The following is a 26225-nucleotide window of genomic DNA, read 5'->3' on the forward strand; positions in this document are numbered from 1 at the left end:
ACAGGGCTTTTCTATAGGTAAGGTAGTTCATTAGCCTGAGACTAAATGAGTGCCTGACTTACTCTTTCCACAGAATATGGCAGAGTTTATGGTCTTTTTCTCGGCACAACAGAACGCGGGCAAAGACGTCATTAACCGGTTCGCCTTCGCTCTCGGCCAGACCGATGACCACTTCCGCGAAGAAATCTGGATTCAGGTCAAAATCGACGTGCTCACTCCAGTCTTCGGCGGGATCGAAAAGCTCAGCCGCACCGCGTTCCTCAAACTGCAAATTGAATAGCAGAATATCTGCCGGATCCAGATTGTCGCCTGCCAGCTCAAGAAAAATATCGTAAGCCTGTTCCAGCGTTTCGTCTTCGCTCAGGCGGTTGTTGAGGTCCATAATCGTCTGGTCCATGTGCAGGTTCCCATTAGTCATCGCAATATTGCCCACATTAAAACATTCTCTTTGCGCCTTTTACACACTTTATAGCGCTTATTGCCAATAACTAAGAATTTCTACAATACGATAATCATTACTAAGCAACATTATTACAGGAATGGACTGAAGAAATAGAACAGACGCTCCATCACCCGATGCCAGAGTGGCCGTTTGGCCCAAACTTCACCGTCCAACAACGTTGAGCGAGCGATATAATCGTCCTGAACCTGAGACAAATCATTACCGAAACCGGCATCATCGATCACCAACGTGATCTCAAAATTAAGCCACAGGCTGCGCATATCCAGATTGACCGTACCGACCAGACTTAGCTGTCCATCGACCAAAACGCTCTTGCTGTGTAGCAAACCGCCTTCAAACTGATGAATTTTAACGCCAGCCTCCAGCAATTCGGCGAAGAATGCGCGGCTGGCCCAGCGGACCATCATGGAATCGTTGTCTTTCGGAACGATAACACTGACGTCTACGCCGCGCTGCGCCGCGGTGCAAATAGCGTGGAGCAAATCGTCGCTTGGCACGAAGTAGGGGGTGGTCATCACCAATTGTTCACGGGCGGCATAAACCGCGGTCAGTAGCGCCTGATGAATCATTTCTTCCGGGAATCCAGGGCCGGAAGCAATAACCTGAATGGTATGGCCGGACTCCTGTTCAAACGGCATGATATTGGCATCGGGCGGCGGGGGCAAAATACGTTTTCCGGTTTCGATTTCCCAATCACAGGCATAAACTATGCCCATAGTTGTTGCTACCGGGCCTTCCATTCGCGCCATCATATCGATCCATTGACCCACACCTGCATCCTGTTTAAAGAAACGCGGATCAACCATATTCATACTGCCGGTATAAGCGACAAAGTTATCAATCAGCACCACCTTACGATGTTGACGTAAATCCATTCGGCGCAAGAATACGCGGAACAAATTCACTTTCAGTGCTTCAACCACTTCAATTCCGGCGTTGCGCATCATAGCGGGATAAGGGCTGCGGAAGAAGGTCACGCTTCCGGCAGAATCCAGCATAACGCGGCAATGCACGCCCCGACGAGCGGCGGCCATTAAGGATTCAGCCACCTGATCCACCAGTCCGCCGGGTTGCCAGATATAGAAAACCATTTCAATATTATGTTGAGCCAGATCGATATCGCGGATCAGCGCTTTCAGCGTGTCATCGGTGGTGGTCAACAACTGAAGTTGGTTGCCTTTAACGCCGCTAATGCCTTGACGACGTTCGCAAAGTTGGAATAGCGGCGCGGCTACCTCGCTGTTTTCGGTGGCAAAGATATGCTGGCATTCTTTTAATTCACTTAGCCAATGAGCGGTGGAAGGCCACATCGCCTTGGCGCGTTCGGCTCGTCGTTTACCGAGATGCAGCTCCCCAAACGATAGGTAGGCGATAATCCCGACCAACGGCAGAATATAGATGATAAGCAACCAGGCCATGGAGGAAGGTACTGCGCGTCGCTTCATCAGGATACGTAGCGTAACCCCGGCAATAAGCAGCCAGTAGCCGAAGAAGGAGAGCCAACTGATTACGGTATAAAATGTTGTCATAAAAGCGAGAAGTCCTGTTCGCAAACGTTCATCACTGAGTGTACGCACAGTAATGAAAAGGGGAAACCATTAACTCGATATATTCAACTATAAATTCTTTCAGTTAAAAGGACTTGCGTCCATTTGTGTTCTTATAATCTTAGCGGGTTTCTCGTCAAGCGTGAATAAACCTGCGATGGAATAAGATAACTACGAATTCCTATTTCCTGCGGACAAGTACTTGGCGGCTGAGCCGAAAGGTCTATAATGAGCCGGTTCTCAGCTTTGGAAGAATAGTTTCATGAGACGTAGTAAAAATGAAGTTGGCCGTTGGCGGATGCTTCGGCAAAATCAACGTCGGCGTAATCGCTGGTTGGAAGGGCAGTCTCGTCGTTATCGTCATATATATAGCGTGCGCCAGATTCACGTAAATCAGCATCGCCGGGCGTTGTTGTTTAGCGTGGCTTATGAGTGGCAGTAAATGACGAGAATAATAAGAACGGTCCCTTTGTGGGGCTGTTTTTATCTTGTTTTAATATATCTTACAAATAGACTCTGAGTATTTTGGCTTCATTTTTTTGCGCGGAATCTAACCAGATGAAGTGGGTATAACAATATTTTTCCGATATTTCTTGAACGGATTTCACTTCTGAGCAAAGTCGCGTTAATATATATACATGGTCGCTTTGTGACTAGAGGTCAGTTTCAGGGGTGTTACTGAGCGATAGCATAAAGCGGCCGACCTTTCGGCGTAATATTTAGCCATTTATTCAAGTGTTCTTTCTTTATTAATTCTCGAATTATTTCCTGTATCATACTGTTTTTTATGGATTTAATATCCAATGATGACGGATTCAATTGCGGTTTTATATCAATGAATGCTATCTGAAATATTTCAGAATTCACTATTCCTTTGTGCAAGATTAATCTGAAGGTTTAATGAAATGTCAATGTCCATATCAGCCTAAAAATAAATATTGCTACTCTTTTCTTGTGCCACGGACAATAAATCAGACAATTAACTTTTAGCCTAATCTGCTGGCAATCGTCTTCAATGCGTAGCCAAAAATAACGTTATCCTAGCTATTGTTATATGTTTTCACCTGTTCTATTGAGGGCGATCAAAGATGAATCAACCGCTTATAGTCTTAGACCCAAACCGTGTAAAGGGTTCTACAGATAAGTCCAGTTTAAAATCAGGTGTTAATTAAATAAAACAGAACCGGTACTAGAACGATTGACCGAAATCTCGTTTTCATGCGTGGAACGATAATAATAAAAATTAGTGAAGATACGACTATTGATCTGAAGCCGGATCCGGATAAACCCTCGACGCAACTTTAAAAATTGAGTTATTTCAAAGCCGTTACTGCGGTTATGCCGTGATCATCACAGATGTAATTATCAAATCGGTGGAGACTGGCTCTTCCATTTCAGCAGAGAGTGTATTTTCTATGTCTCGATATATTTTGGCTAAAACGGTTTTCTTTGGAAATTTGCAAAAGAGTGACGCGCTTTACAAGTATGAGATTTACAGCGATCGGGCTGAAACTGTGTTCCAAACCACTATTTATGCTGAACAGACTATGACTCAGGGGAAACACAGTTATAGTTTGTGGGTACGGAAAGATCATCGCATTTTGAAGGCTGCGCCTCACGATCTTGAACAGGCCGTCGATGCGTGCGAGGAACATTGGGAAAAAACCTACGCGAACCTTAAATAATCGCTGACATTTTGTTTTCACAAAAACACTGTTATTGGCAGACATTGTGGGCAGCTGCCAATAACGCCGGTTTGAGTGGAAACAACATCCAAGGATATCAATGCAATTACCGATTAAAACCTTAAGACTTCTGCTACGACGCTTTACTCCAGATGATTTCCCTTCTTATCAGGCCTATCACTCACTGGCGTCGGTTTATCGTTATCTCTATTGCGCTCCGGCGGATGATGCCACTCTTCGGGCAAATTTACTGCAGGCCACTGAATGCCGTTTTCAGGAACAGGGAGATACCTTAACCTTGGCCGTTGAACGTGTGGACACCGGCGAGCATATTGGCGAAGTATTGTTTAAACTGTCTAATAAACCGGCAGCTCAGGCTGAGGTTGGTTATATATTTAATCCAAAGTTTAGCGGGCAGGGCTTTGCCACTGAAGCGGTTCAGGCCATGTTGAATATCGGCTTTACCCAACATGGATGCCATCGTATTTTTGCTCGGTTGGATGCATTGAATATCGGCTCGATAAATGTGGTCGAGCGTTTGGGAATGCGCAAAGAAGCGCATCTGATACAAAACGACTGTTTTAACGGCGTATGGGGCGATGAACTTATTTATGCGCAGCTCAAACGTGAGTGGCTGGCTAATTCTGCCCGTCAGGATTAGGGGAAAGATATGCAGGCCGTGTTCGCTAGATCCTTACCAACTGTGTCGGTGCAATAATAAAGGAGGCTCGAATGTTAGATAATTACTTTGGCTCTGGGAATCTCCCAAGCGATCAGCAAAAACAACGGCTATTGGCGGTACAGGCTGCCTTAGAAATTATTAAACAATCGGTTGGTGCCAGCGAAGGGGCTGCTTATTCGCGCGTTAATGACGATATGAAGCACGCTGTCGAGTGGCTAGCGCCACTGGCCGATGCCATTCAACAAGCCTTGATTGTGAAGAAATAGTTTTATTCTAGGGTCTTATCAGAACAGCGGTTATCGATGAGACCCGGATTAGTATGAGGGGTATAACGCCAGGACTCACGTAAACGGGCTACAATGCTCTATTCTTCGTACGGTTAATCAGCAATACATGAATAATATTTAATTAGGATTTTATTGCGCGCTTTATTTAAGTAAGAAAAAGTTAATTAAATTGGTCTAATGAATTCACGGAGAGTAAGACTAAAACAGTTAATTTCCCACATATATTATATGGGCGAAAGAAATGACTTTTTAAAGCAGCTGCAGTCAATAGGCCACACAGTTAATCTGTCGATTTAATCCGCCGGTAAATTCAAATACTCATCAGAATACTTGTTTAAAAGGTTTTACAATCACCGATTGATAAACGCCGGCCGCCACATAGGGATCTTGTTCTGCCCAAGCTTGAGCTTCGGCCAGACTTTCAAATTCCGCAATAACCGTTGAACCGCTGAAACCCGCGGCGCCTGGGTCATGGCTGTCGATAGCAGGATGAGGGCCTGCGGTTAATAACCGCCCCTGATCCCGTAGGGTTTGCAAACGCGCTAAATGGGCAGGGCGAACGGACAAACGCTGTGCCAGAGAATCGGGTACATCGGTTGAGAAAATTAAATAAAGCATCGTATCACCTTAAAAATCAGACCGATAAATGAGTAATAATCGAATATTCATCTGACCATGTTCAGTGATTAAATTCAACCCGCGAACATAATTTTGGTTATTTGTTTTTACTAAACCGATAATGGCAGGTTATCAGTGCTGAAATAAAATGATAATTAACTGTCAACAGAAAGTTTTATCATTCTGAGATCGCAGCTAAAAACATCATTTAGTGCCGATTGAAGCAATTGTTTGCCATTGCTTATTGAATATGATTGCTATTTGCATTTAAACTTGGCGGCATCAGAGGATATTGAATCACTATGCAGCTAAAAAAACTTTTACCGGTTCGTCGGCTTACATGGCCAGTAGCATTTTCTCTCGGGTTGCACGGCAGCGTTATTGCTGCATTGCTTTATGTCTCCGTCGAGGAAATAAATAAACAACCTGAAATTGAAGATGCGCCGATTGCAGTGACGATGGTTAATATCGCCACATTTGCTGCTCCGCAGCCTACGGCTGCCGAACCGGAAAGTCAGCCGGAGCCCGTAGTTGAGGAAACCCCGCCAGAACCTGAAGTTTTGCCAGAACCGGTACCGGTTCCTTTGCCTAAACCTGAGCCAGTGAAAAAGGAAGTGGTTAAGCCGAAACCCAAGCCTAAACCGGTGAAGAAAGAAGTGAAAAAACCGGACGTGAAGAAAATCGAGCAGCCGCCAACGGAATCGCTGTTTAAATCCGATGAACCGACCGCGGTGACCCAAGCGGCGCCGGTGAAATCTGCACCGCCAGCCTCGGTGCCTGGCTCGTCTAACACTGCTGGTCCTAAAGCGCTGAGTAAGGCAAAACCAACTTATCCGGCGCGCGCACTGGCGTTAGGCGTGGAAGGTTCGGTTAAAGTGCAATATGACATTGATGAAAATGGCCGCGTGACCAACGTGCGTATATTAGAAGCCACACCGCGTAATACTTTTGAACGGGAAGTTAAACAGGTGATGAGAAAATGGCGATTTGAGGCCGTAGCGGCAAAAAATTATGTTACCACCATTGTGTTCAAGATTGGCGGTGATATGGAAATGAACTGATTGGGTTATTTCCCATAAGTTCGTCCGGTTATACGTTTTTGCAGTGTCTATGTCAGTATCTATGTCGCCTTAAAAAGGATCGCTTTGGCGACCCTTTTTAAGGGTAGAAACTGAAGCTAAAAAGCAGCGGGAAATGATTACTGCCCGGAGCCAACTTCAAAATTAATCTTTCCCGCGGGCAGTGGGCGAGATTTGCCTTCATCATCGACCGCCACGTAAGTAAATACCGCTTCGGTAGCGCGATAACGCTGACCAATAGGTTCTGATGAAACTTTCTTAACCCACACTTCGACATTCACTACGATGGAACTGCGGCCAGTTTTAATGCAACGAGCGTAGCAGCAAACTACGTCGCCTACGGCCACCGGCTTGAGGAAGGTCATGCCGTCCACTCGTACCGTCACCACTCGACCGTGAGCTATTTCCTTTGCCTGAATAGCGCCACCAATATCCATTTGCGACATCAGCCAGCCGCCAAAAATGTCGCCGTTCGCGTTGGTGTCGGCTGGCATTGCCAAGGTACGAAGTACCAATTCCCCGTTGGGTAAAAGTTGCTGAGTCATCTCTGTCTTCTTATAAAAAGTAAATTCATACAATAATGGCTCGCCCAGAACGGCGGGCGAGCATCAAATCAATCTTAGGATTTTTTTTGTTCTGTTGGCATATGGCGATAAATATACACGCCGCTTATCAGGGTAAAGACCAGCGTTAATGCGGTTAAACCGAATACTTTGAAGTTTACCCAGATATCCTGCGGCAACCAGAAAGCGACATAGATATTAGCCAGACCGCAGACCAGGAAAAACATCGCCCAGGCCAGATTGAGTCGCGACCATACGCTATCAGGCAGGGTTAACTCTTTGCCCAGCATGCGCTGAATCAAGGGTTTCTTCAGGATTAACTGGCTGATCAGCAAGGCACCGGCGAACAGAACGTAAATTACCGTGACTTTCCATTTAATAAACTGATCGCTATGGAAGGCCAAAGTCAGTGAACCAAATACCACAACCATGGCGGCGGTGACCAAGGTCATTTTCTCGACCTTGCGGTACATCACCCAACTTATAGCCAAAGCCAACAGCGTTGCGACGATGAGTGCGCCCGAGGCGACGAAAATGTCGTACATCTTATAAAAAATAAAGAAGACGACCAGCGGTAGGAAATCTAAAAGTTGCTTCATTAATCAATCCATTTTCTGTACATCAAGTGACTATACCGGATTCAGCGATGTGAGGGTACAGTGGGCAAACCGTTATTATCCCTAATTATCAGCCGGAATGCGCGGGCTGCCAGCGTTATTTGCAGAAACTTACGATTAACTTATCTGGTAGTTGCCAGTTGTCGTAGAACTCAGCATGATGGACTGAGACTATTGGTTTAGAGGTAGAGAAGAACAGATGCTGAGGAAATCGCTCCGTTATTGGATGCCGGGATTAACCCTGTTAATGGCCTACCAGCGCGAATGGCTAAAACCGGATATTCGTGCGGGTTTGTCGGTGGCTGCGGTGGCGTTGCCTATTGCCATCGCTTATGCCGAGTTAACCGGCGTGAGCGCGGCGGTGGGGCTATATTCCTGTATCTTACCGATGATTGCCTACGCCTTTTTCGGCTCTTCCAGGCAGTTAATTGTCGGGCCGGATGCGGCAACCTGTGCGGTGATCGCGGCAGTCGTAGCGCCGTTGGCGGCGGGAAACAAAGAGGTTCATTGGCAGTTAACCATAATGATGACGCTGATGATGGGGAGCTGGTGTCTGGTGGCTAGCCGGTTCAAGCTGGGCGCGCTGGCGGATTTGCTGTCGCGACCGATTCTGACCGGTTTGTTAAACGGCGTGGCAATTACCATTATTGTCGATCAGTTGGGCAAAGTGTTTGGTTTTATGACCCGGCCGCCACAGCTGATAGAGCGGGTGCTGGCGCTGCCGCACAATATTCTCAACAGTCATTTACCTACGCTGGCGATTTCTATCCTGACTTTCGCCATTCTATTCGGCGTGAAATGGGCGCGCCCCAACTGGCCTGCGCCGCTGCTGGCTATCGTAATCGCGACTTTTGTTACCTGGGCCGGCGGCTTACAGCAGTTTGGCGTGGAAGCGGTGGGCGGATTTAACGGCGGTTTGCCGATAGTTAGCTGGCCGGAATTCAAGCCGGGCTTGCTGCGCGATATGGTGATTCCGGCGCTTAACCTCGCGGTAGTCAGCTTTGTGAGTATGATGCTGACGGCGCGCAGCTTTGCTACCAAAAACGGTTACGAGGTCGATGCAGATGTTGAACTACGCGCTTTGGGCGTGACTAACATCGTTTCGGCGCTGTCGCAGGGCTTTGCCATCAGCGGAGCCAGCACCCGTACCGCAGTTAACGATGCCAACCACGGTAAGAGCCAATTGGTGTCGATTATTGCCGCGCTAGCTATTGCGTTGGTGCTATTTTTCCTCACCGCGCCGTTGCAGTTTATCCCAGTAGCTGCGCTGGGCGTGGTGTTGATCTACGCGGCTTGGTCACTACTGAGTTTCAAAGGCATCTGGCAACTGCGAAAAAGAAATACGCAGGCGTTCAGTCTGGCGATTTTTACCTTTGGCAGCGTAGTGCTGGTGGGCGTCATCGGCGGGATTGGGTTGGCGGTATTACTGGGGTTACTGCAGTTTTTACGTACCGTTTTCCGCCCGACGGAGCAACTGTTGGGGGTGAATTCAGAAGGCATGATTCACTCGATGGGTAACAATAACGGTATTAAAGCGGTGCCGGGGGTGATGATTTACCGTTTCAACTCGCCGTTAACCTATTTCAACGTAGCTTACTTTAAGCGCCGCATCCTTAACTTGGTGGACTCAACGCCACATCAGGCAGACTGGGTGGTGATCGACGCGGTTGCCAGTTTCACCTACGCCGATATCAGCGTGCTGGCGGCTATTGATGAGCTAAAACGAGACTTAAAACAGCGCAATGTCAAATTGGTATTGGCGGGGCGTCGCACTGAGTTAACGCGTTGGTTCCGCCTGAATCGCTTAAAAAGTCAGGATAACGATCTGATTTTAGTACCGGATTTGTATCTGGCACTCAAGCTGATTCAAAGTAAAAAACGGGTTGAGGAACGAGCCGAAGCGGAGCAACTGGAAGGATCGTCCTAAATTAGTTGCCGAGCACAAAGTGACGCGGTCGAGGGCTGACCACCATGTTTCTTCCGCCTCGACTTGGCGGTTTCTTTTGTTGGTCATAACATTGGCAGTAAAAAAGGGCCTGAGCGGCCCTTTTAGGTTTCTATATGATGACGTTATGCTTTACGCAACAACATATATAAGCGGAACAGATAAACCAGCAGCAGTGCCGAGACCAGATTGCTCAGGGTGCTCAGTACCACGGTGGCAATGGCAGGTGGCAGCGCGGCAAGGTGGCCGGCCAGATACAGCAAAATCAGCTTGGCTGCCAGCCACAACATTAACGCCGGAATCACCAAACGCACGTTAGCAAAGGCCAGTTTGGCACTGGCTTTCATTGCCGCAAATACGCCGATTTTTTCGTTGGCGACCATCACCGGAGCCAGACATACCGCGACCGCAATCACCACGCCCGGCACAATAAACAGCGCCAAACCCAGTTGAATCAGTAGGGTACAGATAAACAACAATAACAGCAGACGCGGCAGAATCGGCAAGGAAAGCCCCACCGCCTGCAATGCGCTGATTCGGCTGCCCTGTGAGACGGCAGAAATTAGCGTCAGCATTCCACCAACCAGCAGTAGATTACCGATCAGTGCGGAGAAGGTCGCCACCGCAGAGACTTTGAGCAACACCATTTGCTGTTCTGGCGTCATTTGCGACACCATTTCGCGAATTCCCATGGTGCTTGAAGAAGCGATATCCGTATCACCAGCATTCAAAATCAACAATTGGTCTGCATCAGGAATAAACGCCTGATTCAGCATGACGGTAATAAACGCAGTCAATAACGCCAATAACAGAATGGCGGCGAGCTGATTGCGAAAGAAATTAAAACTGTCACGGTACAGAGTGTTCGCCGTGATAGGCATGAAGGCTCCTTGGGATAATCGATAAAAATAACTTTCAGGGAAGGATTATACCCTGTTATGCGCGTTCTGTGACCCTGTGATCAACAGGCTACCTATTTCCTCGGCGGCCAATTGCTCAAATTCTTCAACAGGTAACGGCGGTAAGCCGTAATAGGCTCTGGCTCGATCGCAGGATTCATTGCGTTGGTTATTTTCACCAGAATAGGAAAATTCATGGCAGGGAGTGGGTCGATCCGGATAAATGCTACAGGCGACCTGTTGGCCGATGTCACCCTCTAGGGCGACGCAGCGCGGCGATTTGCAGTTAGTACCGCTCATGCAGCTAATAAAAGGGGTGATTTGCTCAGTCAGGTCATTGGGCACTGAGCCTTGTTCGCTGCCCGCTTCGGACCAATAGAAGGAAACACGAAAATAGGCGCAGCACGCGCCACAGCTAATGCAAGGGTTGATAACAGCGCTCATCTTGAACTCATTCGCTCCTGTATAAATAAAAAATATAGGACAGCCAACCGATCACGAATTCACACAACTGATAACGCCTGACAGCATTACCTACCTCCCCCTGAGGAATCAATGGTTATTTAACCAACAGCAATAAATGAACCATTCACCCCTTTCTTGATTCAGATCAATTCCAACGTTTTTAAGGAATTAAATAACCTTACGCAAAATGTTATTTTTTAAAACGACGTTAAAAGTTGTGATCCGGATTGGATCATAACTACGCATTTATAGGTATATTCTGCCTCACTATAAACCATACAAATGGAATGGATAATGAAAAAGGTATGTTTGTTATTACTGGCTGCGGCAACTCTGGCTCCGTCTCTGGCATCGGCTCATCAGGAAGGTGATTACATATTCCGTGCGGGTACGGCAACGGTACGACCAAATGCCGGTTCAGATGACGTATTGGGACAAGGTTCTTTCAGCGCTGACAACAATACCCAACTGGGCCTGACTTTCAGTTATCTGGTTACGGACAACATCGGGGTGGAATTACTGGCTGCGACGCCTTTCCGCCATAAAATTGGTTTGGGCGCGATGGGCAATATCGCTGAAGTCAAACAATTGCCGCCAACCTTGATGGCGCAATATTACTTTGGCGACAAACAGGACAAACTGCGTCCTTATTTAGGCGTAGGTCTGAACTACACCACTTTCTTTGATCAAAAATTCAATAATACCGGCAGCGAAGCAGGCCTGACGGATTTGAGCGTGAAAGATTCCTGGGGTATCGCCGGGCAGGCAGGTTTGGATTATATGGTCAGCGAAAACTGGATGCTGAACATGTCCGTTTGGTGGATGAATATTGAAACTGACGTGAAATTCAAAGCGGCGGGGCAAGAGCACACTATCAATACCCGTCTGGATCCTTGGGTATTCATGTTTGGCGCGGGTTACCGCTTCTAATTTATCTGAGCGATATGGCACAAAACAGAGGAGGCGCATTGAGCGCCTCCTTTTTCTTATATGACTTATAATGATTGACTAAGACGCGTATTAATTATCGAATTCTCATATCGTTTGCTACAGATTTGACACCGGGTACGGTGCGGGTAATCTGTACGGCGCGATCAGCTTGCTGGCTGGAGCTGACAAAACCGCTCAACTGTACCCGGCCTTTAAAGGTCTCAACGCTAATTTCAGTCGATTTTAGGTTCTTCTCACCCAGTAACGCGGTTTTTACTTTCGTGGTAATCACTGTGTCATCGACATAACCCCCGGTGCCTTCGGTTTTGGCCGTCGGAGCACAGGCGGATACGGCTAACGCCATTACGGCGGCAATACATAAGGCTGAAAGGGTTTTAAATAGCTTCATAAGTTACTCTCCATGTCCTGCCAATGTTAAAAGAACGTTCACTACAAAGTTAATAGCTGAAACTTTAATCGTGTTAAAGCGGTCATTGTGTTGAGAAGAAAATAATGTTGAACCAAAAATAACGACACATTCAGTACCATCAGCGACGCCGAAGTGATTCGGAATAGGGCAATTGATCGTTCGCATGTGCAGTTAAGTATTGATTATGAATAGTGATTGAGCAAATTAGTACGGGCAATTTGGTGTGGAAAGAGACTCATTAAACCTAAATAATGCCCGATCTGACGGATCGGGCATGCCGTATTAACGGCGAGTGGCGGCCTTCATTTTACTGACAAATCGAGATAGCTGCGCCAGCATTTCTGCCGGTTGCACTAAATTGTTTTCGATAATTTTCACGATGGCCGAACCGGAAATGGCACCCGCGGCACCGGCATCCAGCGAGGCTTTTACCTGTTCAGGATCGGAAATTCCGAATCCTTGCAGCGCCGGAGCCGCATGATATTCATGCAGTTTATCCACCAAATGATTGAGCGGTTGCTGCGCCCGATTTTCTGCGCCGGTGACGCCTGCGCGGGAAAGTAGGTAAGTGTAGCCGCGGCCGTGGGAAGAAATCTCCCGCAGCAGGTCATCGCTGGCGTTAGGCGGGCAGATGAAGATCGGCGCGATACCGTGGCGCAGAGCGGCGGCGCGGAAAGGGGCGGACTCTTCAAAAGGCACATCGGCGATTAATACCGAATCCACGCCGACTTCTGCGCAGCGTTGATAGAAGTTATCTATGCCTTTGTTGAAGACCAGATTGGCATACATCAGCAGGCCAATAGGAATATTCGGGTGTTTTTTGCGAATTTCCGCCAGCATTTCAAAACACTGGGTTGGGGTGACTCCGGCGGCAAAGGCTCGCAGGGCCGCATTTTGAATCGTTGGGCCATCGGCCAAAGGATCGGAAAAAGGAATGCCTAATTCAAGAGCATCGGCACCGGCGGCAATCAATGTATCAATGATCGCCAATGATTGGGTTGGCGATGGATCGCCCAGTTGCACAAAGGGAACGAATGCGCCTTCTTTACGTGCATCCAGTTGTTTGAAAAGTTGCTGATAGCGTTCCATCAAATTTCTCCCCGTGCTTTCAAAATATCGTGAACGGTGAAAATGTCTTTATCACCGCGGCCAGAGAGATTCACGACCAGAATCTGTTTTTTCTCTGGCGCGGCGTTAATCATTTTCAGGGCGTAGGCCAATGCGTGGGAGGATTCCAACGCCGGGATAATCCCTTCTTTACGAGAGAGAGCCTTAAAGGCTTCCAGCGCTTCATCGTCAGTGACGGAAACGTATTCCGCGCGGCCAATGCTGTTGAGATAAGCGTGCTGAGGCCCGACGGAAGGGAAGTCCAGACCGGCAGAGATAGAGTAAGATTCTTCGATCTGACCTTCGGAAGTCTGCATCATCGGTGATTTCATACCGAAGTAGATGCCAACGCGACCATGTTTTAACGGCGCGCCGTGCTGACCGCTTTCGATACCGTGACCGGCGGGTTCAACGCCGATCAGACCAACGTTTTCTTCATCGATAAAATCGGCAAACATACCGATGGCGTTGGAACCGCCGCCGATGCAGGCGAGAACGGCGTCGGGCAGACGGCCTTCGCGCGCCAGAATCTGCGCTTTGGTTTCTTCGCCAATCATGCGCTGGAATTCCCGGACGATAGTCGGGTAAGGGTGCGGGCCTGCGGCGGTGCCCAGCATATAGTGAGCCTTTTCGTAGCTGCCAGACCAATCGCGCAACGCCTCGTTGCAGGCGTCTTTTAGAGTAGAGGAGCCGCTGTGTACTGGAATCACTTCCGCACCCATCAGGCGCATACGGAAGACGTTCGGTGACTGACGCTCAATATCTTTGGCGCCCATATAAATGCGGCATTTCAGGCCCAACAGGGCGCAGGCCAGCGCCGACGCTACGCCGTGTTGACCGGCACCGGTTTCGGCGATGATTTCAGTTTTGCCCATGCGTTTGGCCAGCAAGGCTTGCCCCAATACCTGATTGGTTTTATGCGCACCGCCGTGCAGCAGGTCTTCGCGCTTCAAATACAGCTTGGTATTGGTGCCTTCGGTGAGATTCTGGCACAGGGTCAGGGCCGTTGGGCGACCGGCGTAATTTTTTAACAAATCATGGAATTGCGCCTGAAACTCAGGATCCAACTGGGCGCTGACAAAAGCCTCTTCCAGTTGTACCAATGCTGGCATCAGAATCTGCGGCACATACATACCGCCGAATTCACCAAAGTAGGGGTTAAGTCTGGTCATTATCCTGTCCGTTATTCGTAGGTTTATCGGGTTCACCCATAGCAAAGCTATTCTAATAAGCGCGTAAGGTCTGGAACGCAGCGGCAATCTTGTTCGGATCTTTGATTCCGGCTGCGCCAGCCACTTCTACGCCGGAGTTAAAATCCAGCCCGGCACAGCCAAGCGTAGCGGCAATGGCGCAGTTTTCGGCATTCAGGCCGCCTGCCAGCAGCACGTTATCCAACGGCTGTTGATTCAAAACTGACCAGTCAAAACGTTGGCCGCTGCCGCCCGCGCCGTTGTCTAGCACATAGCGATCCACAGAGGGGATATCGCGGGCGGGCAGGGAATTACCGACGCTAACCGCTTTCCAAATCTGGCAGCTTGCCGGTAACAATTCTCGCAGTTTCTGAATATAGTCCCGATCTTCGTTACCGTGTAACTGAATCGCCGCTAATGCCAGCGCTTCGACACTATGCTGCACGGTTTCCAGCTTGGCGTCGCGGAATACGCCGACATATTTCAGCGGCGCGGCGCTGATGACGGCGCGGGCCTGTGCCATATCGATATAGCGAGGGGAACTGCCGACGAAAATCAATCCGCCGTACACTGCGCCAGCGCTATAGGCGGCTGCAGCGTCCTGCGGACGAGTAAGGCCGCAAACCTTGTTTTCCCCGAGCAACACCCGACGCACTGCGGCATTCAGGTTTGGTTCTGACATCAAAGCGCTGCCGATCAGGAAACCGTTAGCAAATTGGCTCAGTTCCCGCACTTGTTGATAGGTATTGATACCGGATTCGCTGATTACCGTGACGCCGGCTGGCAGACGTGGAGCCAGCTGTTTGGTGCGATTCAGGTCGATAGACAGGTCGCGCAGGTCGCGGTTGTTGATACCCACCACTTTGGCTCCCAGTTTAATTGCTCGCTCCAGCTCTTCTTCATTACTGGCTTCGGTCAGTACGCCCATATTCAGGCTGTGAGCGACGGCGGCTAGCTCCCGATAGCGTTGGTCGTCCAATACCGATAGCATCAGCAATACGGCATCGGCTTGATAAAAACGCGCCAGAAGAATTTGATATTCTTCGATAATAAAATCTTTGCACAGCACCGGCTGAGTGACCGCAGCGCTGACCAGAGGCAGAAAATCAAAGCTGCCTTGAAAATATTTTTCATCGGTCAGCACTGAAATGGCCGAAGCATAGTTGGCGTAAACCCCGGCGATCTCCGCCGGATCGAAATTCTCGCGAATAACCCCTTTGGAGGGGGACGCTTTTTTGCATTCCAGGATAAAAACGGTGTTATCCCCTTGCAATGCCTGATAGAAACTGCGCTGACTTGGCGTCACCAGATGTTGGAAACTGGACAGCGGCTGATGTAGCTTGCGTGCGGCGACCCAGATTTCTTTGTCGCGAACAATTTTGTGAAGTATCGTTTCTTGCATGATCTATCCTCTCGCTGCCAGTGCGATAACTCGCTCAAAAGCTTTGCCGCTATGAATTATTTCCATAGCCTGATGTGCGTTTTGACGTAAATTCTCCTGCCCGTTTAATTTCAGCAACAGCGCCACGTTAGCCGCTACCGCCGCCGCGTGGGCAGGTTCGCCTTTACCTTGTAACAACCTCGCCAGAATGTCACGATTTTCTTCCGGTGAGCCGCCCTGTAAGGACGCCATCGGATAGGTTGATAAACCAAAGTCTTTCGGCGTCAGTTGATAGGTTTGGATCTTACCGTTTTTCAGTTCCGCTACCTGAGTGGGTGCGTGGATAGCCACTTCATCCATTCCTCCACCGTGAACCACTGCCGCACGTTGGTAACCCAGCACTCGCAGTGTTTCGGCAATCGGCAACACCAATTCCGGGCTGTATACCCCGATTAACGCCAGCGGTGGGCGCGCCGGATTTATCAACGGGCCCAGCACGTTAAACAGGGTGCGGGTTTTCAGCTGTTGGCGTACCGGCATCGCGTGGCGAAAACCGGTGTGATACTGCGGTGCGAACAGGAAACAAATCCCTAATTCATCCAGCGCCTGACGAGATTGCTCGGCGGTCAAATCCAAACGAATGCCGAAGGCTGCCAGCAAATCTGAAGATCCAGAACGGCTAGACACGCTGCGGTTGCCGTGTTTGGCTACTTTCATCCCGCAGCTAGCAGCCACAAAGGCGCTGGCCGTGGAGATATTAATGCTGTTAGTGCCGTCGCCGCCGGTGCCGACGATATCGGCAAAGGCGTAATCCGGGCGAGGGAATGGCTGCGCGTCGGCCAAGAGCGCCTGTGCTGCCCCGGCGATCTCTGCCGGCGTTTCCCCCCGAACTTTCATACTGATTAAAGTCGCCGCCAGTTGGCTAGGCTCCAGCTCGCCTCGCACGATGGCGGTAAATAATTGCTGGCTTTCCTGCTGAGTCAGTGGCTCGGCGCGGAACAGTTTTTCAAATAAATTATGCATGATGAGTTCCTGAAAAGTTACGCCAAAGCCCAGGCCAGAGTTTGCTCGAGTAAACGAGCGCCCTGAGTGGTCAAAATGGATTCCGGATGGAACTGGTAGCCGCAAACCCGGTGAGCATCGTGACGAACCGCCATTACCATTTGGTTAAAATGCGCGTTAACCGTCAGTTCGGCGGGAATATTGCTGCCGACCAGCGAGTGGTAGCGGGCGACCGGCAGTGGATTCGGCATACCGGCGAACATACCTTGTTCATCGTGCTCAATCGTCGAGGCTTTACCGTGCAGGATTTCTCCCGCCTGACCTACGTAGCCGCCGTAGGCTTCCACAATGGCCTGATGTCCCAAACAAATCCCGATAATGGGAAGTTGACCGCGTAGGCGCTGCAATAATTCCGGCATACAACCTGCTTGCGCTGGCGTACCGGGGCCGGGTGACAGCACCAGCACCGGCTGAGACATCTGTTGCAAGCGCTCGGTAATGGTGTCGGCGGCGATCTGGTTGCGGTAAATCACCACTTTATGACCGCTGGCGCGTAGCTGATCCACCAGGTTGTAGGTAAAGGAGTCAATGTTGTCGAGCAGTAAAATATCGGCCATTAGAAAATCTCCTTTGCCTGATGAGCGGTCGCGATAGCGCGCAATACCGCTCGCGCTTTGTTACGGGTTTCATCGGCTTCGGCCTGCGGGATGGAATCCAGAACGACACCTGCACCGGCCTGTACCGTCGCTACGCCGTCTTCGACATAAGCCGAGCGAATAACAATGCAGGTATCCAAATCACCGTGCGCGGTCAAGTAACCGACTGCTCCGCCATAGCTGCCGCGTCGTGTGCCTTCGCTTTGAGCAATAAGCTGCATGGCGCGAACTTTGGGGGCGCCGCTTAAGGTGCCCATATTCATACAGGCCTGATAAGCATGGAGAACGTCCAAATCGTGTCGTAGCGCGCCGACAACGCGGGAAACCAGATGCATCACGAAGGAATAGCGGTCTACTTTGGTTAAATCCGCTACGTAACGGCTGCCTGGCTCGCAAATTCGCGCCAAATCGTTGCGTGCCAAATCCACCAGCATCAGATGCTCCGCCAGCTCTTTATGGTCGGTACGCATTTCCAGCTCGATGCGGCTGTCCAGATCTCGGTCCAGCTCGCCGTTGGCTCGACGCCCGCGCGGGCGGGTTCCAGCAATGGGGTAAATTTCGATCTGGCGATTGTCCGCGTCGTATTTCAAGGCGCTTTCTGGCGATGCGCCGAACAGAGTAAATTCGTTGTCCTGCATAAAGAACATGTAAGGGCTGGGATTGCTGTCTTTTAGCGTTTGATAGGCAGCCAGCGGCGACGGACAAGGCAGGGAGAAGCGGCGCGAAGGCACCACCTGGAAAATTTCTCCGGCGCGAATCGCCTGCTGCAAGCCGCTGACTACCTGACAGTATTCCTCGTCGGACTGATTGCAGTTCAGTGCCATTTCCGGCACGGACACCGCTGGAATCGGCTGCGGAACCTGCTGCATTTGTTGCACCAATTGCTTCAGGCGTTGCTGTAAACGGTATTGTTCCTCTGTATCTGGCGTGAACAGACTGGCTTGTAAACGGGCGGTGCGGTTCTGGTGATCCAGTACCAGCAAAGTTTCTGCCAGATAGAAACAAAAATCCGGGCAGCGTTGCTCCTGACGCAGTGGCGGCAGGTCTTCAAATCCGGCGACCAAATCGTAGGCAAACAGACCGCCTAACAGCATGGCTTCGCGTTCGTCGGCCGGTGTTTCTACCAGCGTTAATAACTGGCGCAACGCGTCAAACACTGACAGCGCCTGTAGGCGGGAATCTTCGTCCTGCATATCGTTGATCGGCGGGAAGGTGAGCTCGCGGCCGATAGGACGCTCTTCGATTTTTACTTGCTCGGGCAATGCTGCATCCAGCAGTGGCAGCAGCGCCGCGCCGTTGCGACTCAGTGCCTGAATGCTGACCTGACGACCTAACGCGGTGATGCGCAGCGCACTATCAACTACCAGCAAGCTTTTCAGATTTTGCTTGCTGGTTATCTCGGCGGATTCCAGCAGCAACGTTGCCGGGCGAGCGCCACACAGCTGGTGGAAAAGGGCGGTTGGGTCGTCCCTATAACAGGCTTCAGCCGTGAGTAGTTTTAATGTGGGGCGTACTGTTTGCATTGATTTAACCCTGATTCTGTCCATAAAAAAGCCCGCGAATGAGCGGGCTGAAGCAATCTGCATGGTCTGATGACTGATATGCGTGATTACACCGCCCGAAAAAGGGAGCTATGCCACCAACGAAGTAGAGAAGTCATATAGTTGTTCATCATCAGTCTCTTTATGATTGCATTCAGTTTATGGGGCTGGATCAGCTTACCGCTGTCCTCAACTAGCGTTTTTTTCGCTACTTTACTTCAACTTATTACCGTTCTGGCTGACCGCTTTGTACCGAGAATACTCTTCGATGGTACTTTGCTATTACTCAACCGAATTATTCGCTCTGCCAGTGAACTCGTGTACTAGTAAACTAGTTCTAGGGGTTGCTGTCAACCCCTCAATCTTGTTTTTTAACGCGCTTTTTCATCCACCCGCATCGCCTTTGTCAAGATTGGTTAACATCTGCAGCGGGTTAGCGGTTATGATAGGCCGCCCAGACTGATTCGGATCCTAGCTTTGACTGACACCACAATTGAACCGACCGCTTTTACCCTGTATGACCTCCATAGCCATACCACTGCCTCCGATGGGTTATTAACGCCCTCGCAATTGGTGGCGCGTGCGGCATCAATGCGCGTGGGGGTATTGGCCATAACCGACCATGACACCACCGCCGGACTGGCCGAGGCGGCGCAGGCTATAGATGAGCAAGGGTTAGCGCTACGGTTGATTAACGGGGTGGAAATCTCAACGCTGTGGGAAAATCATGAAATTCATATTGTTGGGCTGAATATCGATATCAGCCATCCAGCGATTTGCGGTTTGCTGCAACAGCAGTCAGATCATCGCCATCAGCGAGCGATGGAAATCAGCGCCCGTCTGGAGAAAGCACGTATTCCTGATGCTTGGGCAGGGGCGAACCGACTGGCCAGCGGCGGGCAGGTGACGCGCGGCCATTTTGCTCGTTATCTGGTGGAACTGGGATTCGCGTCGAACGTCGGCCAGGTATTTAAAAAATTTCTGGCGAAAGGCAAGACCGGTTATGTCCCGGCGCAGTGGTGTACAATAGAACAAGCGGTTGAAGCCATTCATCAGTCTGGCGGACTGGCGGTAATGGCGCACCCTGGCCGTTATGATCTTTCCACCAAATGGTTGAAACGGTTGTTGGCTTATTTCGCCGAGCAAGGCGGAGACGCAATGGAAGTCGCTCAGTGCCAGCAGGCACCGCACGAGCGAGCCCAGTTGGCGCAGTATGCGCGTGACTATCATTTACTTGCATCCCAGGGGTCTGATTTTCATCAGCCTTGTTCCTGGATTGAGCTGGGCCGCAAACTGTGGCTGCCCGCTGGGGTGGAACCGGTGTGGCGTGATTGGCCCGTAGAAGCCAGCCATACCGAAGACACGTTGAACGATGAGGTAGAGTTATGAGTCAATTTTTTTATATTCACCCGGATAACCCACAGCCGCGTTTAATTAATCAGAGCGTAGACGTGTTACGCAAAGGCGGTGTGATTGTTTATCCAACGGATTCTGGCTACGCGCTGGGCTGTCGTCTGGAAGAAAAAGCGGCGATGGAGCGTATTTGTCGGATTCGTCAGCTCGATGGTAACCATAACTTCACTCTGGTTTGCCGCGATCTCTCGGAATTGTCTACCTACGCCTACGTAGATAACACCGCTTTCCGTTTGATCAAAAACAATACACCGGGTAACTATACCTTTATTTTAAAAGCGACCAAGGAAGTGCCTCGGCGCCTGATGAATGACAAACGTAAAACGATAGGGCTGCGCGTGCCGTCTAACCCTATTGCGTTGGCGCTGCTGGACGTATTGGGTGAGCCGCTGATGTCCACGACGCTTATGCTGCCGGGGAATGATTTTGCCGAATCCGATCCGGAAGAAATTCGCGATCATTTAGGTAAACAGGTTGATTTGGTGATTCACGGTGGATCCCTTGGCCAGCAGCCAACCACGGTTGTCGATCTGACCGAATCTGCGCCGGAAGTGATTCGTGAAGGGGCTGGCGACGCCCGACCTTTCCGATAATTTTCCTGAAACGGTCATATTTATCGGGTTTGGCGTTTGTCCAGACCCGATAATGTCTCATATTTTTTCCCTAAACTGGCCGTCTTCTGGCCACCAAACGTCGCTACTTTTCTCATTCCGCCTCTATCCTGAGCAAATGCTCACGCAGAAAAGGCGTTATTTTGCCCATTGCTGTGGTGGCTGATGCCGGCAGAGACGAATGTGCTCTGCAACGGTGAGATTTATTAGAATCATTGGGCAGAAAATTAGTGTAAAATAACCGACCACGGACTGGCTTGTGTGGCTGCCTATAGGGCGGATTTATCGACATGCTTAGTTCTAAAATGTATTCCAATCAGTTGGTTAGACTCATTTCGGGGTAAGCGATTGATAAAAATATATAACACGACGCCTGTGAAGGCGACATTAGAGGTTGCTCAATGAGCGAGAAGTTACAGAAAGTTCTGGCGCGTGCCGGTCATGGTTCACGCCGTGAAATTGAAGGGATCATCCAACAGGGCCGCGTCAGCGTTGACGGCAAAGTGGCAAAGTTGGGCGATCGCGTTGAAGTGGCTCAGTCCACCAAAATTCGCCTGGATGGCCGCGTTCTATCGATCACTGAATCGGAAGAAGCGGTATGCCGGGTTTTAGCCTATTACAAACCGGAAGGCGAGCTGTGTACCCGCAGCGATCCCGATGGCCGTCCAACGGTGTTCGATCGTTTACCTAAACTGCGCGGTTCCCGTTGGGTCGCCGTAGGTCGTTTGGACGTTAACACCTCAGGTTTACTGTTGTTCACCACCGATGGCGAGCTGGCAAACCGCCTGATGCACCCAAGCCGCGAAGTTGAACGTGAATATGCCGTACGTGTCTTTGGCCAGATTGATGATGAAAAAATCAAACAACTGAGCCGCGGCGTACAGTTAGAAGACGGCCCGGCCGCATTCCGCACCATCAGTTTCCAGGGTGGGGAAGGTTTGAACCAGTGGTACAACGTGACTCTGACCGAAGGGCGTAACCGCGAAGTTCGCCGTCTGTGGGAAGCCGTTGGCGTACAGGTCAGCCGCCTGATTCGCGTGCGTTACGGTGATATCAATCTGCCTAAAGGTTTACCGCGTGGCGGTTGGACCGAGCTGGATTTGAAAGCCACCAACTACCTGCGTGAGCTGGTTGAATTGGATGTTGAAACCGTTAGCAAGCTGCCGGTGGAAAAAGATCGTCGCCGTGTGAAAGCTAACCAGATTCGTCGGGCGGTAAAACGTCACACTGAAGTGGCAGGTCGTCAGCAGACTGCCGGTCGTCAAGGTTCAGCCCGTAAAGGCTCAACTCGTCAGAACGCGGGTAATACCCCTTCTGCGAGCACTCCGGTTTCAGGTCGCCGCGGCGCGCCCGCTAAACGCGGATCAAAATAGCGGTTAACCTTATTGCCGCAGTCTCTGTACTGCGGCAAATTTTCTTCCTCATTCATCTCTTCAATATTACTGCCTGATTATTCCCATTGCTTTTCCAATTATCATATTCATACAGAATCATATTTATAAAATGAATGTAGTGTTACCAATCGATTCCTTGCTGGGCCTTAATTCCGGCGTCAAAAGCATGTTTAACCGGACGTAACTCGCTTACGGTATCCGCCAGTTCCAGCAAATCGCGATGACAGCCTCGTCCGGTGATGATGACCGTTTGATGAGCAGGGCGATGATTCAAAGCTTGAATAACCTCTTCCGGCGTTAAATAGCCGTAGCTGACCATATAGGTCAGTTCATCCAGCACCACCAAATCCAGCGAGGCGTCTGCCAGCATCCGTAATCCATGTTGCCAAACTTCCTGACAGGCAGCGGTATCAGTGGCTTTATTCTGGGTATCCCAGGTAAAACCGGTGGCCATAACCTGAAATTCGACGCCGTGAGGCTCTAGCAGATTGCGTTCGCCATTCGGCCATTCGCCTTTAATAAACTGAATAATACCCGCACGCAGGCCGTGGCCAACGGCGCGGGTGACAGTACCGAATGCGGCGGTGGTTTTACCTTTGCCATTGCCGGTCATCACAATCAAAATACCGCGCGTTTCCTGCGCTGCCGCGATGCGCGAATCGACTTTTTCTTTCAGCCGCTGTTGGCGCTGTTGGTGACGATCGTCAGACATAGTTGAATACTTTCCTTAAAGCGACTCGACGGTCAGATTACTCGGCAGCGCCAGCTTTGCGTCCCGGCTGAGCATCAAAGCTAATGCCGGTTTTGCGGCGGCTATCATCGCCCATTAAATAGAGATAAAGCGGCATGATTTCAGCCGGTGTTTTCAGGTTATTCGGGTTCTCTTCCGGGAAGGCAGATGCGCGCATTTTGGTGCGAGTCCCGCCTGGATTGATGCAATTAACCCGTAAGTTAGTAGTTTTATACTCTTCGGCCAATACCTGCATCATGCCTTCGGTAGCGAATTTGGAAACCGAATAGGCTCCCCAACCGGCGCGCCCCTGACGGCCAACGCTAGAACTGGTAAAGACGAGCGAAGGAGAAGCCGCTTTCAGCAACAAGGGCAGTAAAGCCTGAGTAAGCATAAAGGTCGCGTTGACGTTCACCTGCATCACGTCTTGCCAGATCTGCACGTCTTGTTCGGTCATTGGCACCACTTCGCCCAGCAAACCGGCGTTGTGCAATACGCCGTCCAAATAAGGCACAACCTCAGCAACTTTCTGCGCGAGCTGATGGCAATCGGCGGAGGTAGCATGCAGTAAATCCAGCGTCAGAACCGTGGCGGGTAAACCGCCGGACTGCTCGATTTGTTGCTTAACACTTTCCAATTTGCTTTCAGTACGGCCAACCAAAATCAAACGCGCACCGTAGCGAGCGTAGGTTAGCGCGGCCTCGCGGCCAATGCCGTCTCCGGCACCGGTTACCAGAATAATTCGGTGCGTCAAAAGGTCATGTTTAGGTTGATAATGCATAACAACTCCTCTCACTATCGGCAGGTTTGCGCGATAGCAGGCAGTTAACAAAGCAGGATAACGGAAGGGAACTCGATCGAACCTAAGCTCAACCTACTGACTATCTTGCGCGAAAATGGCGAGCATCAGAAAAAGCCATTACTCCTATATGCCTGAAACAAAATGCATTTTCAATCAGAAAGACCCTGAAGATGTTTTTGTCTGTAACAATTTAGAGGTAATTTCGTTTCGTTTTTCCGCTACTGAATAACATTCATTCTTATATTTAAGAGAAACTAATGCAATTCATCATTTGCGCAAGACGGCGAGTCAGGTGTTCGCTAGAATGCAAATACTCTCTTTCAACACTGATTAAGAAAGGCGGAATGTGTGGAGTTAATTTCACTGTATGGGCTGTTTCTAGCCAAGGTTATCACTGTTGTTGTGGCTATTGGGGCACTGGTTCTGCTGGTGGTAAGCCTTGGGCAACGCAAGCAAGGTGCAAAGGGTGAATTGAATCTGGTGGATCTCGGCGAACAGTATCGGGAAACCCAGCGGGAAATGCGTCTAGCGCGTATGTCATCCGCCGAGCGGAAAATCTGGAGCAAAGAGTTTAAAAAACAGCAAAAAGCCGATCTGAAACTGAAAAAAGAACGCGCCAAGGCCGGTGCTATTGCCGCGGTGAAACCTTGCCTGTATGTGCTGGATTTCAAAGGCAGCATCGATGCGCATGAGGTGACCTCTTTGCGTGAAGAAATTTCGGCCGTGCTGGCGGTGGCGACGCCGCAAGACGAAGTATTGCTGCGGTTAGAAAGCCCCGGCGGCGTGGTTCACGGTTACGGTTTGGCGTCGTCCCAGTTGGAACGTTTGCGCCATGCAGGCGTGCGTTTGACGGTGGCGGTCGATAAAGTGGCCGCCAGCGGTGGCTACATGATGGCCTGTGTCGCGGATCGCATTATTTCCGCGCCTTTTGCCATTATTGGCTCGATCGGCGTTGTTGCGCAAATTCCTAACTTCCATCGCTTATTGAAAAAGAATGATATTGATGTGGAATTGCATACCGCCGGCGAATTTAAACGCACTCTGACATTATTTGGTGAGAACACCGAACAGGGCCGCGAGAAATTCCGGGAAGACCTGAACGAAACTCACGAGTTGTTTAAGCAGTTTGTGCATCAACAACGACCTTCACTGGATATTGATTCGGTGGCAACCGGAGAACATTGGTTCGGCATTCAGGCAAAGGAAAAAGGTCTGGTTGATGCCATTGGCACCAGCGATGATTTACTGATTGCCGAGATGGAAAATCACGAAGTGATTGGCGTGCGTTATTCTCGTCGTAAACGTCTGATGGAGCGTTTTACCGGTAGTGCGGCAGAAAGCGTCGACCGCCTGTTATTACGCTGGTGGCAGCGCGGTGAGAAACCACTGCTGTAAGTCGATTGGCTCACTGCTGGCAATCAGTGTCAGGAATAATGTCAGGTAATAAATAGAAGAAAGCAGGGGGCTAATGCCCCCTGTTGTTTTATGACGCAGGGCAAAATTGAGATGCCCCAAAGCGGTGGTTAATCAACCAGGTGATATTTGGACGACAACACGTGAGCCAAATGCTTAAACATGTTAAATACGGCGGTAGTTTTCGCCGTCGGTAACCCGTCCTTATCCAGGAAGAATTCGCCGCGAAAAACTAATACCGGCCCTTTTTGCTCTACTTCAGTTGCCACCATGCCGTGCAGATAATCCTCATGTTGTTGGATTATTTCGTTAGCTTCAGTCAGTAATGCCTGACGTTGAATCGGGGTTGTTTCACCGTACATTATCTTTCTCCCTCTAAGGTCATTTCTGTCGCTATTCTACTGCGGGTTAGCGTTTATCCGCAAACAGGCTAAGGTTTATGCGAGTGAACAAACGTTTAACCTTAAGGGATTAGCTAAATTAAGATTCCGAGTTAATTAGGTTGCGCAGCGGTTTTTATCAGGTACAGTGTGGGATTTTATACTACTAGGTGGAAGGTTTTGTTGACGCAATTGGGCTGAATTAATGCCCTGGCCTCTGGGCGTAGACAAAAATCTTGAGGGCGTTTGATACGGATTTTAGGATCGTCGGGTTGAGGCGGCGATCAAAAAACATGTTGATCTCCTGCAAAAGTACCGCAATATAAAAAAGAGATGCAGAATGCCGCGGTATGGCGAGATAAAAACCTTCTTTTAGAAGCAATAATTTAGGTAAA

At 49.9% G+C, this 26225-nt stretch carries 26 protein-coding genes, 1 pseudogene and 1 other annotated feature; of the genes and pseudogenes, 11 read left to right on the forward strand and 16 right to left on the reverse strand.

The genetic code is table 11. The features are described from left to right. Positions 1 to 58: 58 nt before the first annotated feature. Complete coding sequence (locus ACQ4OC_RS03095; RefSeq protein ID WP_064518254.1) at positions 59 to 382, reverse strand: HI1450 family dsDNA-mimic protein; 324 nt, start codon at positions 380 to 382, stop codon at positions 59 to 61. A gap of 149 nt (positions 383 to 531) precedes the next feature. Continuing rightward, positions 532 to 1992: a cardiolipin synthase gene (gene cls, locus ACQ4OC_RS03100; RefSeq protein WP_064513607.1), complete on the reverse strand. Its 1461-nt coding sequence runs from the start codon at positions 1990 to 1992 to the stop codon at positions 532 to 534. A 280-nt stretch (positions 1993 to 2272) separates the two neighbouring features. Here cls and ACQ4OC_RS03105 point away from each other — a divergent pair, with 280 nt between their 5' ends. The 4 genes from ACQ4OC_RS03105 to ACQ4OC_RS03120 all read left to right on the forward strand — a co-directional run bounded on the left by ACQ4OC_RS03105 (position 2273) and on the right by ACQ4OC_RS03120 (position 4643). Then, complete coding sequence (locus tag ACQ4OC_RS03105; RefSeq protein ID WP_038242532.1) at positions 2273 to 2452, forward strand: YciY family protein; 180 nt, start codon at positions 2273 to 2275, stop codon at positions 2450 to 2452. Between the two features lie 973 nt (positions 2453 to 3425). Next, positions 3426 to 3695 (forward strand): hypothetical protein, encoded by a 270-nt coding sequence (locus tag ACQ4OC_RS03110; protein WP_064513611.1) that lies wholly within the window; start codon positions 3426 to 3428, stop codon positions 3693 to 3695. A 100-nt stretch (positions 3696 to 3795) separates the two neighbouring features. Beyond that, positions 3796 to 4356, forward strand: a complete 561-nt coding sequence (locus tag ACQ4OC_RS03115; RefSeq protein ID WP_064513613.1) for a GNAT family N-acetyltransferase — start codon at positions 3796 to 3798, stop codon at positions 4354 to 4356. Between the two features lie 71 nt (positions 4357 to 4427). After that, entirely contained in the window at positions 4428 to 4643 is a 216-nt protein-coding gene (locus tag ACQ4OC_RS03120; RefSeq protein ID WP_064513615.1) for a hypothetical protein, read from the forward strand. A gap of 342 nt (positions 4644 to 4985) precedes the next feature. Here ACQ4OC_RS03120 and ACQ4OC_RS03125 read toward each other — a convergent pair whose 3' ends face one another. Next, positions 4986 to 5282: a YciI family protein gene (locus ACQ4OC_RS03125; protein WP_064513617.1), complete on the reverse strand. Its 297-nt coding sequence runs from the start codon at positions 5280 to 5282 to the stop codon at positions 4986 to 4988. Between the two features lie 302 nt (positions 5283 to 5584). Between ACQ4OC_RS03125 and ACQ4OC_RS03130 the strand changes: the two genes are divergently transcribed. After that, positions 5585 to 6343: an energy transducer TonB gene (locus tag ACQ4OC_RS03130; RefSeq protein WP_430970921.1), complete on the forward strand. Its 759-nt coding sequence runs from the start codon at positions 5585 to 5587 to the stop codon at positions 6341 to 6343. Between the two features lie 137 nt (positions 6344 to 6480). Here the strand turns inward: ACQ4OC_RS03130 and yciA are convergent, their stop codons facing one another. Continuing rightward, positions 6481 to 6906 carry an acyl-CoA thioester hydrolase YciA gene (gene yciA, locus ACQ4OC_RS03135; protein WP_049598221.1) on the reverse strand — a complete coding sequence of 142 codons (426 nt, stop codon included), beginning with the start codon at positions 6904 to 6906 and terminating at the stop codon, positions 6481 to 6483. A gap of 74 nt (positions 6907 to 6980) precedes the next feature. Further along, positions 6981 to 7523: a septation protein A gene (locus tag ACQ4OC_RS03140; RefSeq protein WP_064513621.1), complete on the reverse strand. Its 543-nt coding sequence runs from the start codon at positions 7521 to 7523 to the stop codon at positions 6981 to 6983. Positions 7524 to 7740: 217 nt separating this feature from the next. On the opposite strand from ACQ4OC_RS03140, the gene ACQ4OC_RS03145 reads away from it, so the two are divergent. Beyond that, on the forward strand, positions 7741 to 9468 hold the full coding sequence (locus tag ACQ4OC_RS03145; RefSeq protein ID WP_120805454.1) for a SulP family inorganic anion transporter: 1728 nt from the start codon (positions 7741 to 7743) through the stop codon (positions 9466 to 9468). A 143-nt stretch (positions 9469 to 9611) separates the two neighbouring features. Here the strand turns inward: ACQ4OC_RS03145 and ACQ4OC_RS03150 are convergent, their stop codons facing one another. Both ACQ4OC_RS03150 and ACQ4OC_RS03155 read right to left on the reverse strand, forming a co-directional pair. Further along, entirely contained in the window at positions 9612 to 10367 is a 756-nt protein-coding gene (locus ACQ4OC_RS03150; RefSeq protein ID WP_064513625.1) for a YciC family protein, read from the reverse strand. A gap of 45 nt (positions 10368 to 10412) precedes the next feature. Next, positions 10413 to 10829, reverse strand: coding sequence for a YkgJ family cysteine cluster protein (locus ACQ4OC_RS03155; protein WP_064513627.1), 417 nt, complete (start codon positions 10827 to 10829; stop codon positions 10413 to 10415). Between the two features lie 315 nt (positions 10830 to 11144). Here ACQ4OC_RS03155 and ompW point away from each other — a divergent pair, with 315 nt between their 5' ends. Next, complete coding sequence (ompW, locus tag ACQ4OC_RS03160; RefSeq protein WP_120805458.1) at positions 11145 to 11780, forward strand: outer membrane protein OmpW; 636 nt, start codon at positions 11145 to 11147, stop codon at positions 11778 to 11780. Between the two features lie 94 nt (positions 11781 to 11874). Here the strand turns inward: ompW and ACQ4OC_RS03165 are convergent, their stop codons facing one another. The 6 genes and pseudogenes from ACQ4OC_RS03165 to ACQ4OC_RS03190 form a co-directional block, all read right to left on the reverse strand. Beyond that, the gene (locus ACQ4OC_RS03165; protein WP_064513631.1) at positions 11875 to 12189 is read right to left on the reverse strand and encodes a BON domain-containing protein; all 315 of its coding nucleotides are present in this window, start codon (positions 12187 to 12189) and stop codon (positions 11875 to 11877) included. 303 nt (positions 12190 to 12492) lie between these two features. After that, positions 12493 to 13299, reverse strand: coding sequence for a tryptophan synthase subunit alpha (trpA, locus tag ACQ4OC_RS03170; protein WP_064513633.1), 807 nt, complete (start codon positions 13297 to 13299; stop codon positions 12493 to 12495). Next, entirely contained in the window at positions 13299 to 14492 is a 1194-nt protein-coding gene (trpB, locus tag ACQ4OC_RS03175; protein WP_179207936.1) for a tryptophan synthase subunit beta, read from the reverse strand. The genes trpA and trpB overlap by 1 nt, the downstream gene beginning before the upstream one ends. A 49-nt stretch (positions 14493 to 14541) precedes the next feature. After that, positions 14542 to 15909, reverse strand: a complete 1368-nt coding sequence (gene trpCF, locus ACQ4OC_RS03180; protein WP_430970922.1) for a bifunctional indole-3-glycerol-phosphate synthase TrpC/phosphoribosylanthranilate isomerase TrpF — start codon at positions 15907 to 15909, stop codon at positions 14542 to 14544. Positions 15910 to 15912: 3 nt separating this feature from the next. Then, positions 15913 to 17507: pseudogene (gene trpD / locus ACQ4OC_RS03185) on the reverse strand (bifunctional anthranilate synthase glutamate amidotransferase component TrpG/anthranilate phosphoribosyltransferase TrpD). Then, complete coding sequence (locus ACQ4OC_RS03190) at positions 17507 to 19069, reverse strand: anthranilate synthase component 1 (protein WP_064513643.1); 1563 nt, start codon at positions 19067 to 19069, stop codon at positions 17507 to 17509. The pseudogene trpD and the gene ACQ4OC_RS03190 overlap by 1 nt, the downstream one beginning before the upstream one ends. Before the next feature lie 22 nt (positions 19070 to 19091). Next, positions 19092 to 19194: a sequence feature (Trp leader region), on the reverse strand. 361 nt (positions 19195 to 19555) lie between these two features. On the opposite strand from ACQ4OC_RS03190, the gene rnm reads away from it, so the two are divergent. The 3 genes from rnm to rluB all read left to right on the forward strand — a co-directional run bounded on the left by rnm (position 19556) and on the right by rluB (position 22484). Further along, on the forward strand, positions 19556 to 20476 hold the full coding sequence (gene rnm, locus ACQ4OC_RS03195) for an RNase RNM (protein WP_430970978.1): 921 nt from the start codon (positions 19556 to 19558) through the stop codon (positions 20474 to 20476). Further along, a complete protein-coding gene (locus ACQ4OC_RS03200; RefSeq protein ID WP_064513647.1) occupies positions 20473 to 21093 on the forward strand; it encodes an L-threonylcarbamoyladenylate synthase in 621 nt (206 codons plus the stop codon). The genes rnm and ACQ4OC_RS03200 overlap by 4 nt, the downstream gene beginning before the upstream one ends. A 419-nt stretch (positions 21094 to 21512) precedes the next feature. After that, positions 21513 to 22484 (forward strand): 23S rRNA pseudouridine(2605) synthase RluB, encoded by a 972-nt coding sequence (gene rluB / locus ACQ4OC_RS03205; protein ID WP_049598247.1) that lies wholly within the window; start codon positions 21513 to 21515, stop codon positions 22482 to 22484. Positions 22485 to 22626: 142 nt separating this feature from the next. Here the strand turns inward: rluB and cobO are convergent, their stop codons facing one another. Together cobO and ACQ4OC_RS03215 are read right to left on the reverse strand one after the other, a co-directional pair. Beyond that, positions 22627 to 23217: a cob(I)yrinic acid a,c-diamide adenosyltransferase gene (gene cobO / locus ACQ4OC_RS03210; protein ID WP_430970923.1), complete on the reverse strand. Its 591-nt coding sequence runs from the start codon at positions 23215 to 23217 to the stop codon at positions 22627 to 22629. Positions 23218 to 23254: 37 nt separating this feature from the next. After that, the gene (locus ACQ4OC_RS03215; protein ID WP_430970924.1) at positions 23255 to 24016 is read right to left on the reverse strand and encodes a YciK family oxidoreductase; all 762 of its coding nucleotides are present in this window, start codon (positions 24014 to 24016) and stop codon (positions 23255 to 23257) included. A 369-nt stretch (positions 24017 to 24385) separates the two neighbouring features. Between ACQ4OC_RS03215 and sohB the strand changes: the two genes are divergently transcribed. Beyond that, the gene (gene sohB, locus ACQ4OC_RS03220) at positions 24386 to 25432 is read left to right on the forward strand and encodes a protease SohB (RefSeq protein WP_064513652.1); all 1047 of its coding nucleotides are present in this window, start codon (positions 24386 to 24388) and stop codon (positions 25430 to 25432) included. A 128-nt stretch (positions 25433 to 25560) separates the two neighbouring features. Here sohB and ACQ4OC_RS03225 read toward each other — a convergent pair whose 3' ends face one another. Then, positions 25561 to 25812 (reverse strand): YciN family protein, encoded by a 252-nt coding sequence (locus ACQ4OC_RS03225; protein WP_064513654.1) that lies wholly within the window; start codon positions 25810 to 25812, stop codon positions 25561 to 25563. Positions 25813 to 26225 lie beyond the last annotated feature (413 nt).

The sequence above is a fragment of the Yersinia sp. J1 genome (assembly GCF_050586585.1).
GTDB classification, from domain to species: domain Bacteria; phylum Pseudomonadota; class Gammaproteobacteria; order Enterobacterales; family Enterobacteriaceae; genus Yersinia; species Yersinia entomophaga.

What these genes read in the sequence shown, in the direction of transcription:
- ACQ4OC_RS03095 (WP_064518254.1), bottom strand. Translation starts at nt 382, where the DNA reads ATGGACCTCAACAACCGCCTGAGCGAAGACGAAACGCTGGAACAGGCT.
- cls (WP_064513607.1), bottom strand. Translation starts at nt 1,992, where the DNA reads ATGACAACATTTTATACCGTAATCAGTTGGCTCTCCTTCTTCGGCTAC.
- ACQ4OC_RS03105 (WP_038242532.1), top strand. Translation starts at nt 2,273, where the DNA reads ATGAGACGTAGTAAAAATGAAGTTGGCCGTTGGCGGATGCTTCGGCAA.
- ACQ4OC_RS03110 (WP_064513611.1), top strand. Translation starts at nt 3,426, where the DNA reads ATGTCTCGATATATTTTGGCTAAAACGGTTTTCTTTGGAAATTTGCAA.
- ACQ4OC_RS03115 (WP_064513613.1), top strand. Translation starts at nt 3,796, where the DNA reads ATGCAATTACCGATTAAAACCTTAAGACTTCTGCTACGACGCTTTACT.
- ACQ4OC_RS03120 (WP_064513615.1), top strand. Translation starts at nt 4,428, where the DNA reads ATGTTAGATAATTACTTTGGCTCTGGGAATCTCCCAAGCGATCAGCAA.
- ACQ4OC_RS03125 (WP_064513617.1), bottom strand. Translation starts at nt 5,282, where the DNA reads ATGCTTTATTTAATTTTCTCAACCGATGTACCCGATTCTCTGGCACAG.
- ACQ4OC_RS03130 (WP_430970921.1), top strand. Translation starts at nt 5,585, where the DNA reads ATGCAGCTAAAAAAACTTTTACCGGTTCGTCGGCTTACATGGCCAGTA.
- yciA (WP_049598221.1), bottom strand. Translation starts at nt 6,906, where the DNA reads ATGACTCAGCAACTTTTACCCAACGGGGAATTGGTACTTCGTACCTTG.
- ACQ4OC_RS03140 (WP_064513621.1), bottom strand. Translation starts at nt 7,523, where the DNA reads ATGAAGCAACTTTTAGATTTCCTACCGCTGGTCGTCTTCTTTATTTTT.
- ACQ4OC_RS03145 (WP_120805454.1), top strand. Translation starts at nt 7,741, where the DNA reads ATGCTGAGGAAATCGCTCCGTTATTGGATGCCGGGATTAACCCTGTTA.
- ACQ4OC_RS03150 (WP_064513625.1), bottom strand. Translation starts at nt 10,367, where the DNA reads ATGCCTATCACGGCGAACACTCTGTACCGTGACAGTTTTAATTTCTTT.
- ACQ4OC_RS03155 (WP_064513627.1), bottom strand. Translation starts at nt 10,829, where the DNA reads ATGAGCGCTGTTATCAACCCTTGCATTAGCTGTGGCGCGTGCTGCGCC.
- ompW (WP_120805458.1), top strand. Translation starts at nt 11,145, where the DNA reads ATGAAAAAGGTATGTTTGTTATTACTGGCTGCGGCAACTCTGGCTCCG.
- ACQ4OC_RS03165 (WP_064513631.1), bottom strand. Translation starts at nt 12,189, where the DNA reads ATGAAGCTATTTAAAACCCTTTCAGCCTTATGTATTGCCGCCGTAATG.
- trpA (WP_064513633.1), bottom strand. Translation starts at nt 13,299, where the DNA reads ATGGAACGCTATCAGCAACTTTTCAAACAACTGGATGCACGTAAAGAA.
- trpCF (WP_430970922.1), bottom strand. Translation starts at nt 15,909, where the DNA reads ATGCAAGAAACGATACTTCACAAAATTGTTCGCGACAAAGAAATCTGG.
- ACQ4OC_RS03190 (WP_064513643.1), bottom strand. Translation starts at nt 19,069, where the DNA reads ATGCAAACAGTACGCCCCACATTAAAACTACTCACGGCTGAAGCCTGT.
- ACQ4OC_RS03200 (WP_064513647.1), top strand. Translation starts at nt 20,473, where the DNA reads ATGAGTCAATTTTTTTATATTCACCCGGATAACCCACAGCCGCGTTTA.
- rluB (WP_049598247.1), top strand. Translation starts at nt 21,513, where the DNA reads ATGAGCGAGAAGTTACAGAAAGTTCTGGCGCGTGCCGGTCATGGTTCA.
- cobO (WP_430970923.1), bottom strand. Translation starts at nt 23,217, where the DNA reads ATGTCTGACGATCGTCACCAACAGCGCCAACAGCGGCTGAAAGAAAAA.
- ACQ4OC_RS03215 (WP_430970924.1), bottom strand. Translation starts at nt 24,016, where the DNA reads ATGCATTATCAACCTAAACATGACCTTTTGACGCACCGAATTATTCTG.
- ACQ4OC_RS03225 (WP_064513654.1), bottom strand. Translation starts at nt 25,812, where the DNA reads ATGTACGGTGAAACAACCCCGATTCAACGTCAGGCATTACTGACTGAA.